This window comes from Aeromicrobium piscarium (assembly GCF_007421815.1).
Lineage (GTDB): Bacteria > Actinomycetota > Actinomycetes > Propionibacteriales > Nocardioidaceae > Aeromicrobium > Aeromicrobium piscarium.
Map to the genome: position 1 here is coordinate 80309 of NZ_VLNT01000003.1, position 13862 is coordinate 94170.

Below are 13862 nucleotides of genomic sequence, written 5' to 3' on the forward strand. Positions count from 1 at the left end.
AGTCCGGAAGCAGGGATCCCCGTGATCACCTTCCTCGAGTTCATCCTCACCGGTGCGATCGCCGGAACCGTCTACGGGCTGACCGCCCTGCCGATGAGCCTCGTGCACTCGACGACCCACGCGGTCGACTCGGCGGTCGGCGGCTATGTGGTCGTCGCCGGGTTCATCGCCGCGACGATCGGCGGGATCGTGGGTAGTATCGCGGCCATCATCGCGGCCACCGGGCTGTCCCTGCTCTCCTACGGCCTGTACATCCTGTTGCGGAGGCGCGGACCGGTCAATCCGATCACCTATGTGCTGCTGACCTTCGGTCTGCTCACGGTCCTGGAGTCCTTCATCCTCTGGTGGAGGGGCCCTGATGGCATCGTCCGCAGCCTGTTCTCCGGGGAGATCCAGGTCGCCGGCATGAGCGTCAGTCCGCAGGCGCTCGTCAATCTGCTGGTCGGCGCCGCGGTGGTCGGCAGTCTGCTCTTCGTCATCTACCGGACCCCCGCGGGGCTGTGGCTGCGGGCCTCGGCGAGCAACGTCAAGGGTGCCAATCTCGCCGGGCTCGCGGTCGACCGGCTGTGGGCGTCGGTCTTCATCGTGCAGGGCGCGGTGGCGGGACTGGCCGGCGTACTGCTGTTGAACACCGCGGGCATGAGCTATCAGTCGGCCGCGCATCTGACGCTAATGGCGATCGCCGCCGCGATGATCTTCGGATTCCGGGGACCGACTACCGCCTTCTGCGGCGGACTGGTGCTCGGGGTGGTCGAATCGGTCGCCATCGGCTACGTCAGCGGTGCGATCGCCACGGCGCTCCCGTTCATCATCATCCTCGCGGCACTCATGATCGGATCGAGGAATGTGGCGGTGAGAGCATGACCACACTCGTGAAGCGCCACGCCAGTGCGCTCGGCCTGGTCGCCGTCGTCGCGCTGCTGCTGATCGTCTTCTCCGACGACGGCGTGGTGCTGGGACGTCTCACCACTATCGCCGTGATCGGCCTCATCGCGCTCTCGGTCGGGATGGGCTGGGGGCAGGTCGGGATCCTCTCCCTCTGTCAGGCCCAGTTCGCGGCGGTCGGCGCCTATGTCACGGCCATCTTGAGCGTGCAGTACGACTGGCCGGTCCTGCTCACCGTCGTGCCCGCCGCGGTGTTGCCGATGCTCGTGGCGGCGGTCTTCGGTCGCTTCCTGGTGGGTCTGTCGGCCTTGACGCTGGGCATCGCGACCTTCGTCCTCGCCCGGCTCGCGCACATCGCCATCACGAACGGCGGCGAGCTCACGGGCGGGTTCCTCGGGATATCGGGGGTGCCCCGCGTGGACTTCGCCCAGAGTCAGCTCGAGTTCGCGTTCCTGTCCTGGGCCTGCGTGCTGATCGTGCTGGTCCTCTACAAGAATCTGATGGACTCCGCCTTCGGGCGGGCGCTCCGCACCATCCGTCACGATCCGCTCAGAGCCGAGGCCGATGGCATCAGGATCGAGACCCTGCAGACGAAGGCCTTCGCGTTGACCGCCGGAGTGGCCGGGACGGCGGGGTGGCTCTATGCGCAGTTCCTGTCCTATATCGGCCCGGACTCACTGGGGATCGCCCTCGGGATCTCGGTAGTGCTGATGGCGATCGTCGGCGGCGCGCAGTCGATCGTGGGCCCCTTGATCGGTGCGGCGGTCCTAATCTCGGTCGGCGACTACATCCCGGTCGAGAGCGCACGCGGGATGGTCTACGGCGGCGCGCTGATCCTCATGTTCCTCCTCGCCCCCGGTGGTCTGGCCGCCTTCGCCGGATTCGCCGGCACCGAGCTGAGACGACGGCGCCGTCACCGTGCGGACAGGTCGCCCGCGCCGGAGGGTCAGGAGGCGGTCTCATGGCACTGATAACACGGTCCGTCAGCGTACATTTCGGCGGTGTCGTGGCCCTGTCGGACGTCACGATCGGCTTCGAGTCCGGTGTCGTCTCCGGGGTCGTGGGGCCCAATGGCTCCGGCAAGACCACGCTCTTCAATGCCCTGGCCGGCTTCGTCAAGCTGGCCGACGGCACGGTCGTGATGGACGAGCAACCGCTCGACCGGCTGCGGCCCTATCAACGGCTCCAGCCCGGCATCCTGGCCCGGACCCTTCAGACACCGCGCAGCGATCCCGACATGACAGTGCGCGAGTCCATCCTGTGCGGCTTCTACGGCTCCCTGCGTGCCGGGATGCTCCGTTCGATGCTCAGGACTCCGGCCGTGCGACGCGGTGAGGCGGGCGCGAGACGCCAGGTCGACGACATCATCGGCGCGCTAGGCCTCGGCCCGTTCGCCGACATGAGGGTGGGCGGTGCACCGATCGGCATTGTTCGGCTGACCGATGTCGGTCGAGCGATGGCGGCCGATCCGAAGTATCTGCTGCTCGATGAACCCGCCGCCGGTCTGGACGAGGAGGAACGGGCCCGACTCGCCGCGAAGATCGTCGACGTCGCGCGCTCGGGGGTCGGGGTCGTGCTCATCGAGCACAACTTCCCCCTGATCCGGCTGGTCTGCGATGTGGTCACCGTCCTCAACAACGGACAGCAGATCGCTCATGGGACGCCGGGCGAGGTCAGCAGGGAGCCGCAGGTCGTGGACGCATATCTGGGAAAGGGCACGCATGAATCGACGAGTGACGACTCTTGATGTCGAGGCGCTGTCAGCGCAGTACGGTCGAATCCGCGTTGTGCGCGACTTCTCCGAGCAGCTGGTGGCCGGCGAGGTGCTGGCGGTGCTCGGACCGAACGGCGCCGGCAAGTCCAGCCTGCTCGGTGCCATCGCGGGGGTCGTCGCCGGCTCCGGGAGGGTGACCGTGAACGGGTGCGAGGTGGGCGATCTGCCGGCCTATCGCCGTGTCCGCGCCGGGCTGGCCCTGGTCCCCGAGGTGCGGGGCAATCTCTTTCCCACCCTGACGATCCGGCAGAACCTCTCGGTTCCCCGGGTCGGCGCCGACGGCAGCGGCTCACGCGAGGAGAGGATCGACCTCGTTCTCACGCTGTTTCCGCGGTTGAACCAGATGCTCGACCGGACCTGTTCGGCGCTCAGCGGAGGTGAGCAGCAGATGGTGGCGATCGGGATGGCGCTGATGGCCGATCCGGTGGCGCTGATGCTCGATGAGCCGTCCCAAGGGCTCGCGCCCGCGGTGCTCCTGGACGTCTCCGCCGCGGTGCGCCGGCTGGCCGAGACCGGGCTCTCCATCATGGTCACCGAGCAGAACCATGCCTTCGCCGCCGACATGGCCGATCGCTACCTGGTCCTGAACGGCGGAGCGACCACCGGGCGGGGCACGGCCGCCGACCTCTCGGACCGGGAGGCCCTCGCCGCGGCCTATCTCGGCGAGGGCGCCTGAACCCGCGGAGGACGGCTCAGGCCTGGGCGAAGAGACGGTCCATCTCTGTCGTCACCGCATCCGGTGACATTCCGGCAGCCCGCAACCAGGTCTCGGTCAGGACTCTGACGACGGCACCCTGGTCCAGATCCTCACCGAAGGCGAACCACTCGAAGCACAGACGTCCGGTCATGGCCACCAGCGCACGCGCCGTGTAGAAGATGTCCAGGGACTCGCTCGCGTGTCCAGCCTCCTGCAGCCGCGACAGGGAGCGCTCCGCGCGTGCGATCGCGATATCGCGTTGGGTCCGCAACAGCTCGTGGATCTCGTCATCGATCATGGCCGTGTGCTCGAACTGGATCATCATCGCCCGCGAACGGCTGTAGGACTCCACGTACAGCCGTACACCGTCGAGGACGGCGGCGATCGGATCGCCCCGCACGAGACTCCTGGTGTTCACCATCTCGGCGGCCAGGGATTCTACGAGCGTACGGAAGATGACTTCCTTAGACTCGAAATAGGTGTAGAAGGTGCCATGGGACACCCCCGCCGCCTTGGCGATGTCCTGGACCCTCGCGGTGTGGAAGCCGAGATCAGAGAAGACCTTCTCGGCCGCCGTCAGCAGCTGCGCTCGAGTCCGTCGGCCCTTCGGGGACAGCGATTGGGTAGCGGGATCATCGGTGACGGCCGCGGTGCTGCTGCCCAGCGATTTCTTGTCCATTGGTCCGACGCTCCGCCTTCCGGGTACTTCGCCATTCGCGCTCGTCCCAGGGTAGAACACCGCGCCCGCGGGCACCCCAGTCCCGAGCAGGCCGTCCGTTCAGCCCTCATCGGGCTGGTAGCCCAGGTTCGGCGAGAGCCAGCGCTCGGCCTCGGCCATCGTCCAACCCTTGCGGGCCGCGTAGTCCTCGACCTGGTCACGGCCGATGCGTCCGAGCACGAAGTACTGAGACTGCGGATGGGAGAAATACCAGCCGCTGACGGAGGCACCCGGCCACATCGCCATGCTCTCGGTGAGCTCGATTCCCGTGGCCTTCTCCACATCGAGCAGCTCCCACAAGGTCTGCTTCTCCGTGTGCTCGGGACATGCCGGATAGCCCGGGGCGGGACGGATACCGTCGTACTGCTCCTTGATGAGCTCGGTATTGGTGAGCTTCTCATCGGGCGAATAACCCCAGAACTCGGTACGGACGCGTTCGTGCAAGCGCTCGGCGAAGGCCTCCGCAAGACGGTCGGCGAGCGACTCGAGCAGGATCGCGCTGTAATCGTCGAGCTCTGCCTTGAACTGTGCCACCTTCTCCGCGCTGCCGAGCCCCGCCGTGACCGCGAATGCGCCGATGTGATCGGCGAGATCCGAGTCCGCCGGCGCGATGAAGTCCGCGAGCGAGCGGTGCGGCACACCGGCCCGGTGCTCGGTCTGCTGGCGGAGGTGGTGAAGGGTCGCGACGACCTCGGTGCGGGACTCGTCGGCATATACCTGCGTGGAGTCATCGACGCGTGCGGCCGGGAACAGCCCGAAGACCCCATTGGCGGTCAGCCATCGCTCCTCGATCACCTGGTCGAGCATTCGCTGAGCGTCATCCCACAGCTTGCGCGCCGCCTCACCGCTGGCGGGGTTGTTGAGGATGTCGGGGAAAGATCCCTTCATCTCCCAGGCGTTGAAGAAGGGCTGCCAGTCGATGTACTCGCGCAGCTCGTCGAGGGGGTACGCCGAGAGCACGTGGATGCCCGGGACGGCGGGTGCCGGCGGGGTGTAGTCACTCCAGTCGATGGGGCTGGCATCGGCTCGGGCATCGGCCAGCGACAGCATGGGCCTGCCGTCGCGCTTGGCGGCGTGACGCTCGCGCAGGGACGCGTAGTCGGCCTCGATCTCCGCGAGCAGGGTCCCGCGTCGCTCGTCGGACAACAGGTTCGCCACGACGGGCACCGAGCGCGAGGCGTCCTTGACCCACACCACGGGGCCGTCGTACTTCTGCGAGACCTTGACGGCGGTATGAGCACGCGAGGTGGTGGCGCCGCCGATGAGCAAGGGGATGTCGAGCCCCTGGCGCTGCATCTCGCCGGCGAAGCTCTCCATCTCGTCGAGCGACGGCGTGATGAGCCCGGACAGGCCGATGATGTCGGCCCGGTGCTCCTTGGCGGCATCGAGGATCTTCTGCGCGGGCACCATCACCCCGAGGTCGATCACGTCGTAGTTGTTGCACTGCAACACGACGCCGACGATGTTCTTGCCGATATCGTGCACGTCGCCCTTGACGGTCGCCATGATCACGGTGCCGTTGCTGCGGGCCGCCTCCTCCGCGCTCTGCCCGGCCTCGATGAAGGGAATCAGATAGGCGACCGCCTTCTTCATCACGCGCGCGGACTTGACCACCTGCGGCAGGAACATCTTGCCCGACCCGAACAGATCGCCGACCACGTTCATCCCGCCCATGAGCGGGCCCTCGATGACCTCGATCGGCTGGCCGCCGCGATCGGCGATCAGCTGCCGCAGCTCCTCGGTGTCGGCCTCCACGTGGGCGTCGATGCCCTTGACGAGCGCGTGGGTGATGCGCTCGTCGACCGGAAGCTCACGCCAGGCCTCGGTGGCGGCCTCGACCTGCTCACCGGTGCCGGCGTAGTCGCCGGCGATCTCCAGCAGTCGCTCGGTGGCGTCGTCGCGCCGGTTGAGGATGACGTCCTCGATGCGCTCGCGGAGTTCTTCGTCGACCGTATCGTACGGGACGAGGGCACCGGCGTTGACGATTCCCATGTCGAGTCCGGCGGCGATCGCGTGGTACAGGAAGACCGCGTGGATCGCCTCGCGGACGGCGTTGTTGCCGCGGAACGAGAAGGAGACATTCGAGATACCGCCGGAGACCAGCGCACCGGGCAAATTCTGCTTGATCCAGCGGGTCGCCTCGATGAAGTCCATGCCGTACTCGGCATGCTCCTCGATACCGGTGGCCACCGCGAAGACATTGGGGTCGAAGATGATGTCCTCGGAGGGGAACCCGACCTCCTCGGTCAGGATGCGGTAGGCGCGGCCGCAGATCTCCTGGCGGCGCTGGAGGTTGTCGGCCTGGCCGTCCTCGTCGAAGGCCATGACCACCACAGCGGCGCCGTAACGACGGCAAAGGCGGGCCTCCCGGATGAACTTCTCCTCGCCCTCCTTCATCGAGATGGAGTTGACGATCGGCTTGCCCTGGATCGTCTTGAGCCCGGTCTCGATGACCTCCCACTTCGAGGAGTCGACCATGACGGGGACCCGGCTGATGTCCGGCTCGGAGGCGATGAGCTTGCCGAAGTGGTCCATCGCGGCGACGCCGTCGATCATGCCCTCGTCCATGTTGACGTCGATGACCTGCGCGCCGTTCTCGACCTGCTGGCGCGCGACCTCCAAGGCCGCGGGATAGTCGTCGTCCTTGATGAGGCGGCGGAATCGCGCCGACCCGGTGATATTGGTGCGCTCGCCGATGTTGACGAAGAGCGAGTCCTCGGTGACCACGAACGGTTCGAGTCCGGACAGGCGCAGCGCCTGCTGCCGGGTCGCGGGGACGCGCGGCGCGGTGTCGCTGACCTGGCGCGCGATCTCGGCGATGTGCGCCGGCGTGGTGCCGCAGCAGCCGCCGACCACGTTGACGAAGCCGCTCGCGGCGAAGTCGCGGATGACCGCGGCGGTCTGCTCGGGGAGCTCGTCGTACTCGCCGAAGGCATTCGGCAGGCCGGCGTTCGGGTAGCAGGAGACGTAGCAGTCCGCGATCCTCGACAGCTCCGCGACATAGGGACGCATCTCGTCCGCGCCGAGGGCGCAGTTGAGGCCGACGAGCAGCGGCTGCACGTGACGGACTGAGTTCCAGAAGGCCTCGACGGTCTGTCCCGACAGCGTGCGCCCTGAGGCGTCCGTGATCGTGCCGGAGATCACGACGGGCCAACGCCGGTCGTACTCGTCGAAGACCGATTCGATCGCGAAGATCGCGGCCTTGGCGTTGAGGGTGTCGAAGATCGTCTCGACGAACAGCAGATCGGCGCCGCCGTCGACGAGCCCCCGGACGGCGGTGGAGTAGGCGTCGACGAGCTCGTCGTAGCTGACATTGCGGGCGGCCGGGTCGTTGACGTCCGGAGAGATGGACGCGGTGCGCGTGGTGGGACCGAGCGCGCCGGCGACGAACCGCGGACGACCGGTGTCCTCCGCGACGGCATCGGCCGCTGCGCGGGCGAGCCGGGCGGACTCGTAATTGAGCTCATAGGCGAGCTCGGCCATGTCGTAGTCGCGCAGCGAGATCGCGTTCGCGCTGAAGGTATTGGTCTCGATGATGTCGGCGCCGGCCTCGAGGTACTCGCGGTGGATGCCGCCGATGATGTCGGGCTGCGTCAGCGTGAGCAGATCGTTGTTGCCGCCGACATCGCAGCTCCACGAGGCGAAGCGTTCTCCGCGATAGCCGGCCTCGTCGGGCCGGTCGCGTTGGATCGCGGTGCCCATGGCGCCGTCGAGGACCAGGATGCGCTCGGTCATGAGCGCTCGCAGGGTCTCGGTCGCGTCGGGGCGGTGCAACGAGGGGACGGAAATGGCAGGCACAGCGGCAGAACCTTAGGTGGAGTACGGGTACGTCCAGCCTACGGCGGGCTCGCCTCGGCCACGATGATCGTTCGTTCTCTGGACATCATACGGTGGAGTGGTGACACTTCCTGACGCAGTCCTGTGGGACATGGACGGCACGCTCATCGACACCGAGCCCTTCTGGATCGCCAGCGAGCACGAGCTGGCCGCGGAGCACGACCGGCCCTGGACGGAGGAAGACAGCCTCGCACTCGTCGGCAGCGGCCTGCTCGAGGCGGGCGCCTACATCCGCCGGCGGCTGGACTCCGCGATGACGCCCGAGCAGATCGTCGACTACATGATCGGCCGCGTCACCGCGCGCCTCGGCGAGGGACTGCCGTGGCGGCCCGGTGCTGTCGACCTGGTGCGCGGTTTCACCGACGCGGGCATACCCCAGGCCCTGGTGACGATGTCCTACGCGAGCCTCGCCGCACCCGTGATGGAGGCCCTCGGCTTCGACGTGCTCGTCAGCGGGGATGCCGTCGATCACGCCAAGCCGCATCCCGAGCCTTATCTGCTCGCGGCTCGTCGGCTCGGGGTCGAGCCGCAACGCTGCCTCGCGATCGAGGATTCCAAGACGGGCGCGACATCGGCCAACGCGGCGGGATGCGTCGTGGTGGCTGTGCCGCACGCCGTCAACGTGCCGGAGGCAACGCGCCGGACCATCCTGCGCTCACTCGACGGTCAGACGCCCGGCTCGCTCTGGGCCCTCGCGTCCACCAACTGAAGCTCGGGGAACTCCGGCGGTGTGCCGCCGAACTCCGGACACCGGGACTGATGCGCGCAGAAACGGCACAGCGGCCCGGTCGACGGCCGGAAATCCTGCCTCTCGATGGAGTCGGCGATCGCCTGCCACAGCGCGGTGAGCCGGCGCTCCGTCACCAGCAGATCCTGTTCCGTCGGTGTGTACGACAGCACGGACCGGTCGGCGAGGTAGTAGAGCTGCAGGAGCGTCGGCAGCACGCCACGTGTGCGCCAGACGACGAGGGCGTAGAACTTGAGCTGAGACATCGCCCTGTCCTCGAACATCGGCCCGGGGGAGCGCCCGGTCTTGTAGTCGACGACGCGGATCAGGCCCTCCGGAGAGATGTCGATGCGGTCGACGATGCCGTGCAGCGTGAGTCCGGAGTCGAGGGTGTGGGCGACACGCTCCTCGCGAGCCGCGGGCTCGAGCCACCGCGGGTCCTCGACACTGAAGTACGCACCGAGCAGGCCTTCGGCGGAGGTGAGCCACTCGGCCTCGGCCGCGGCATCGGCACCGCTGTCGAACAGATCGGTCAGCCGAGGATCCTCCTCGCGGATCGACTGCCACTGGTCGGGCAGGAGCTCACGGGCGCGCTCGAGCGTGCGCTCGGGCGCGGGTACGTCGAACAGCGCCTCGAGCACGGCGTGCACGAGCGTGCCCCGGGCCGCGACGGGATCGGCCGGCTCCGGGAGGCGGTCGATGGTGCGGAAGCGGTAGAGCAGCGGGCAGGTGGTGAAGTCGCCCGCGCGGCTCGGCGACAGTGATCGCTTGACGGCACGTGGGGCGGCAGGCGCCTCCACCACCCTCATCGTTCCCTCGCTTCGCTCGGTCATGCGATCCACGGTACGGCCGGCCGCCGACAGTTCCGCGATGCCGCGCGGGAGGTCTGTACCGTAGTGCCCGTGAGCGAGCGACGTCCCCGGGGTGCCTGGCGCATCGGTCGCATCGCCGGCGCGGACATTCTCATCCGTCCGTCTCTGCTCGTCATGGGTGTCCTGCTGGTCATCGTGTTCGCGCCGCAGTTCGAACGCCTCGGCGGCAATCCCTACGCGGTAGCGGGAGTCTTCGTCGCCTCGCTCTACGCATCGATCCTGCTGCACGAGATCGCCCATGTGGTCGCGGCGCGCGCTTTCGGCATGCGCGTTCCGTCGGTGACGTTGCATCTGCTCGGGGGCGAGACCCATCTGGAGGGCGAGTCCCGCTCGCCGACGCAGGAATTCGTCACGGCGATCGTCGGACCGCTCGCCTCCCTGGTCGTCGGCGTGGCCGCCTGGTGGTCCGCCCTCCAGCTTCCCGCCGGACTGATCTATGCCGTCCTGTGGTCGGTCGGCTTCATCAACATCCTCGTCGCGGGCTTCAACATGCTGCCCGGCCTCCCACTCGACGGCGGCCGGGTGTTCCGGGCCCTGATCTGGGGCGCGACCGGATCGGAGTCCCGTGGCGTGCTGGCAGCCGGATGGCTCGGACGACTCGCCGCCGTCGGACTGGTGGTCTGGGCCGTACTGACCGTGGACCGGCTCGAGCCCTTCCACCTCACCCGTGCCCTGCTGTTCGGCGTCGTGGCGATCTTCCTCTGGCAAGGGTCCTCCGGCGCGCTGGCGCACGGTCGCCGGCTCACCCGCGTCGACCGGATCGTCGCCCGGGACCTGGCGGTCGACGCCGAGCCGCCTCCGGAAGCCATCGCCCTCCCCGCGAGCCTGTCGGGACGCCGCCTTCTGATCGCCATGGTCGAGCACCCGGCCCGCGTGTACGCGCTCGTGGAGCCGGACGGTACCGTCGTCGGTCGGCTCGACGCCGCCAGCGTCGACCGTGCCTATCGAGAGGAGATGCGGTGACCGGCCCGCGACGCAGTGGTCCCTTCGGCGAAGGAGACTGGGTGCGCCTCACCGACCCCAAGGGTCGCCGCCACAACATCCAACTCGTCCCCGGACGCGAGTTCTCCACCAAGAAGGGGCAGATCCGTCACGACGACATCCTCGGGCAGCCCGAGGGCATCGTCGTCGAGACGGCGCTCGGACACCCCTACCAGGCCTTCCGGCCGCTGCTGTTCGAGTACGTCGTCTCGATGCCCCGGGGCGCGGCGATCATCTACCCCAAGGACGCCGCGCAGATCGTGGCGATGGCCGATATCTTCCCGGGCGCTCGCGTCGTCGAGGCGGGAGCCGGGTCGGGAAGCCTCACCACCTATCTGCTGCGTGCCGTGGGCGATGACGGCCGGGTCGGCTCGTACGAGCTGCGTGAGGACTTCGCGGAGACCGCCCGGCGCAATGTCGAACAGGTCATGGGAGAGGAGCCGGCCAACTGGTCGCTCACCGTTGGTGACGTCCGCGAGACGATGAGCGAGACCGAAGTCGACCGGCTGATCCTGGACATGGTCGATCCGTGGAGTTGCGTCGACCTGGCGGTCGATCGGCTCGTGCCCGGCGGGATCGTGTGCGCCTATGTGGCCACCACGACTCAGCTGTCCCGGTTCGTCGAGACGCTGCGGGCCGATGGCGGCTTCACCGAGCCGCACGCCTGGGAGACCCTCGTGCGCGACTGGCATCTGGAAGGTCTCGCCGTCCGCCCTGACCACAAGATGAACGGTCACACCGCCTTCCTGGTGACGGCGCGGCGGATGGCCCCGGGACATCGCTCGATCGGCAAGTCGCGGCGGCCGGCACCGGGAGCCTACGGCCCGGACTACCTGGGCCCCCGCCCCGCCGACCTCGACGATTGACCGACGGGTGGGGCGCGCGGTGCCGCCCAGGCGGTGGGACAGCGTCCATCTCCTCGGGCCGATGGACGCTCCTCCACCGCCCACCACCGAGAACGGACGCTAACTCACCGCCCTCGTACTGAGCAGAACCGCGACGGGTGGGCTGGAGGATCGACGAGCAGTGTGAGGAAGGAGCGGCGCGTCGAAGGGGGCGAAGGCCACCGCGATACGGGTAATGTCGGGTACACCGAACAGGAGGTGACCCCATGAACACCGAGCAGTTCAATTCCGGCGGGTCCGACGAGGTGGCCTTCTTGCGTGCCGAACTCGAGCAGCTGCGCCGACGACTCGCCTCCTCCGGGGCGACTGACCGGCGGGTCTCCGAGCTCGAGGCCAAGCTCGCCTCGTCCGACGCGCAGAACCAGCGCCTGAGCTCGACACTGCGCGAGGCACGCGATCAGATCATGTCCCTCAAGGAGGAGGTCGACCGGCTGGCTCAGCCGCCGACCGGATTCGGCACCTTCCTGCAGCACAATGACGACGAGACGGTCGATGTCTTCACCGGCGGCCGCAAACTGCGCGTCAATGTCAGCCCGGCGGTCGACCGCGATGATCTGCGCAAGGGCCAGGAGGTCATCCTCAACGAGGCCATGAACGTCGTCGCCGCGCTGGACTTCGAGTCCGTCGGCGAGGTGGTCATGCTCAAGGAGCTCCTCGAGGACGGCGACCGCGCCCTCGTCATCGGCCACGCGGATGAGGAGCGCGTCGTCCGGCTGGCCGAGAGCCTCGTGGGCACGCGGCTGCGTGCCGGTGACACCCTGCTGGTCGACAACCGGTCCAACTACGTCTTCGAGCGGATCCCCAAGAGCGAGGTCGAGGAACTCGTCCTCGAGGAGGTCCCCGATATCGACTACACGAGCATCGGCGGCCTCGCCGGCCAGATCGAGAACATCCGCGACGCCGTCGAGCTGCCGTATCTGTATCCGGAGGTCTTCGTCGAGCACGAGCTCAAGCCGCCGAAGGGTGTCCTGCTCTACGGGCCGCCGGGCTGCGGCAAGACGATGATCGCCAAGGCCGTGGCGTCGAGCCTGGCCAAGAAGGTCACCGAGAAGACGGGGGAGGAGGGTCGCTCCTACTTCCTCAACATCAAGGGACCCGAATTGCTCAACAAGTACGTGGGCGAGACCGAGCGGCACATCAGGCTGGTCTTCCAACGCGCCCGTGAGAAGGCCGGCGAGGGCACCCCGGTGATCGTGTTCTTCGACGAGATGGACTCGCTGTTCCGCACCCGTGGCTCCGGCGTATCGTCCGATGTCGAGAACACGATCGTGCCGCAGCTGCTGAGCGAGATCGACGGCGTCGAAGGGTTGGAGAACGTGCTGGTCATCGGCGCCTCGAACCGTGAGGACATGATCGACCCGGCGATCCTGCGCCCCGGACGGCTCGACGTCAAGATCAAGATCGAACGCCCCGATGCGGAGGCGGCCCGCGATATCTTCAGCAAGTACCTGACCGATCGGCTGCCGCTGCACGCCGATGACGTCGCCGAATGGGGTGGCGATCGCACGGCCTGCGTCCAGGGCATGATCCAGCGCACGGTCGAGCGCATGTACACCGAGAGCGAGGACAACCAGTTCCTCGAGGTCACCTACGCCGGCGGCGACAAGGAGATCCTGTACTTCAAGGACTTCAACTCCGGCGCGATGATCCAGAACATCGTCGACCGTGCCAAGAAGATGGCCATCAAGGACCTCCTCGAACACGATCAGCGGGGCTTGCGGGTGCAGCACCTGATGCAGGCCTGCGTCGACGAGTTCAAGGAGAACGAGGACCTCCCGAACACCACCAATCCCGACGACTGGGCCCGTATCTCGGGCAAGAAGGGGGAGCGGATCGTGTTCATCCGCACGCTCATCACCGGCAAGGGCGGCAACGAACCGGGTCGCTCGATCGACACGGTCGCCAACACGGGGCAGTACCTCTGAGTCTCCTTCTGCGCGTCACGACCTATGACGCGCCCGATGTCGCACTGATGACCGCGGAGGTCCAGGAGGAGTACCGCCGACGTTACGGGGGCCCGGACGGGGACGCCTCGCCGATCGACCCGGCCCAGTTCTTGCTGCCCCGCGGCATGTTCCTCGCGGGATACGTCGACGGTGCGGTCGCGGCGATGGGCGGCTGGCGTCGCGGTGGCCCGGCGGGGCCGAGCGATGCCGAGATCAAGCGCATGTACGTGCGTCCCGCCCTACGGGGCCGCGGATACTCCCGCGTCGTTCTCACGGAGCTGGAACGGACTGCGGCGGCCGCGGGGATCACGCGACTCGTGCTGGAGACCGGCCTCGAACAGCCCGAGGCGATCGCGCTCTACCGCTCGTGCGGCTATCAGTCGGTCGAGCCGTTCGGGTTCTATGCGGGCTACGACGACAGCGTGCACCTCGCCAAGCGTCTCGAATCGGCACAGTCGGCATCCGTCACGCCCTGAGAGCCTGCTTGCGGAGCCTCTAAGAGGTCGCGCCGGTTAGTGAG

The 13862-nt window shown here is 67.8% G+C and carries 12 protein-coding genes; 9 read left to right on the top strand and 3 right to left on the bottom strand.

What is annotated here, in order from left to right:
* The first annotated feature begins 21 nt into the window (after window positions 1–21).
* The 4 genes from FNM00_RS05420 to FNM00_RS05435 are packed head-to-tail and all read left to right on the top strand — an operon-like array spanning window position 22 to window position 3335.
* A complete protein-coding gene (locus tag FNM00_RS05420; RefSeq protein WP_185972991.1) occupies window positions 22–864 on the top strand; it encodes a branched-chain amino acid ABC transporter permease in 843 nt (280 codons plus the stop codon).
* The gene (locus FNM00_RS05425; protein ID WP_143912218.1) at window positions 861–1856 is read left to right on the top strand and encodes a branched-chain amino acid ABC transporter permease; all 996 of its coding nucleotides are present in this window, start codon (window positions 861–863) and stop codon (window positions 1854–1856) included. The genes FNM00_RS05420 and FNM00_RS05425 overlap by 4 nt, the downstream gene beginning before the upstream one ends.
* A complete protein-coding gene (locus tag FNM00_RS05430) occupies window positions 1847–2632 on the top strand; it encodes an ABC transporter ATP-binding protein (protein WP_143912219.1) in 786 nt (261 codons plus the stop codon). Before FNM00_RS05425 ends, FNM00_RS05430 begins: the two co-directional genes overlap by 10 nt.
* Complete coding sequence (locus FNM00_RS05435) at window positions 2619–3335, top strand: ABC transporter ATP-binding protein (RefSeq protein WP_221933610.1); 717 nt, start codon at window positions 2619–2621, stop codon at window positions 3333–3335. The genes FNM00_RS05430 and FNM00_RS05435 overlap by 14 nt, the downstream gene beginning before the upstream one ends.
* A gap of 16 nt (window positions 3336–3351) precedes the next feature.
* On the opposite strand, the gene FNM00_RS05440 is transcribed toward FNM00_RS05435, so the two are convergent.
* Together FNM00_RS05440 and metH are read right to left on the bottom strand one after the other, a co-directional pair.
* Complete coding sequence (locus FNM00_RS05440) at window positions 3352–4035, bottom strand: TetR/AcrR family transcriptional regulator (protein ID WP_143912223.1); 684 nt, start codon at window positions 4033–4035, stop codon at window positions 3352–3354.
* Between the two features lie 99 nt (window positions 4036–4134).
* Window positions 4135–7809 carry a methionine synthase gene (gene metH, locus FNM00_RS05445; RefSeq protein ID WP_221933617.1) on the bottom strand — a complete coding sequence of 1225 codons (3675 nt, stop codon included), beginning with the start codon at window positions 7807–7809 and terminating at the stop codon, window positions 4135–4137.
* 163 nt (window positions 7810–7972) lie between these two features.
* On the opposite strand from metH, the gene FNM00_RS05450 reads away from it, so the two are divergent.
* Entirely contained in the window at window positions 7973–8620 is a 648-nt protein-coding gene (locus FNM00_RS05450) for an HAD family hydrolase (RefSeq protein ID WP_143912224.1), read from the top strand.
* Here FNM00_RS05450 and FNM00_RS05455 read toward each other — a convergent pair.
* Entirely contained in the window at window positions 8578–9471 is an 894-nt protein-coding gene (locus tag FNM00_RS05455; protein WP_143912226.1) for a RecB family exonuclease, read from the bottom strand. The genes FNM00_RS05450 and FNM00_RS05455 overlap by 43 nt on opposite strands.
* Before the next feature lie 69 nt (window positions 9472–9540).
* Here FNM00_RS05455 and FNM00_RS19180 point away from each other — a divergent pair, with 69 nt between their 5' ends.
* The 4 genes from FNM00_RS19180 (at window position 9541) to FNM00_RS05475 (ending at window position 13818) form a co-directional block, all read left to right on the top strand.
* Window positions 9541–10473 (top strand): site-2 protease family protein, encoded by a 933-nt coding sequence (locus FNM00_RS19180; RefSeq protein WP_143912228.1) that lies wholly within the window; start codon window positions 9541–9543, stop codon window positions 10471–10473.
* Entirely contained in the window at window positions 10470–11357 is an 888-nt protein-coding gene (locus FNM00_RS05465; protein WP_246065073.1) for a tRNA (adenine-N1)-methyltransferase, read from the top strand. The genes FNM00_RS19180 and FNM00_RS05465 overlap by 4 nt, the downstream gene beginning before the upstream one ends.
* A 245-nt stretch (window positions 11358–11602) precedes the next feature.
* Window positions 11603–13321: a proteasome ATPase gene (arc, locus tag FNM00_RS05470; protein WP_143912232.1), complete on the top strand. Its 1719-nt coding sequence runs from the start codon at window positions 11603–11605 to the stop codon at window positions 13319–13321.
* A gap of 47 nt (window positions 13322–13368) precedes the next feature.
* On the top strand, window positions 13369–13818 hold the full coding sequence (locus FNM00_RS05475) for a GNAT family N-acetyltransferase (protein ID WP_143912234.1): 450 nt from the start codon (window positions 13369–13371) through the stop codon (window positions 13816–13818).
* Window positions 13819–13862: the final 44 nt, after the last annotated feature.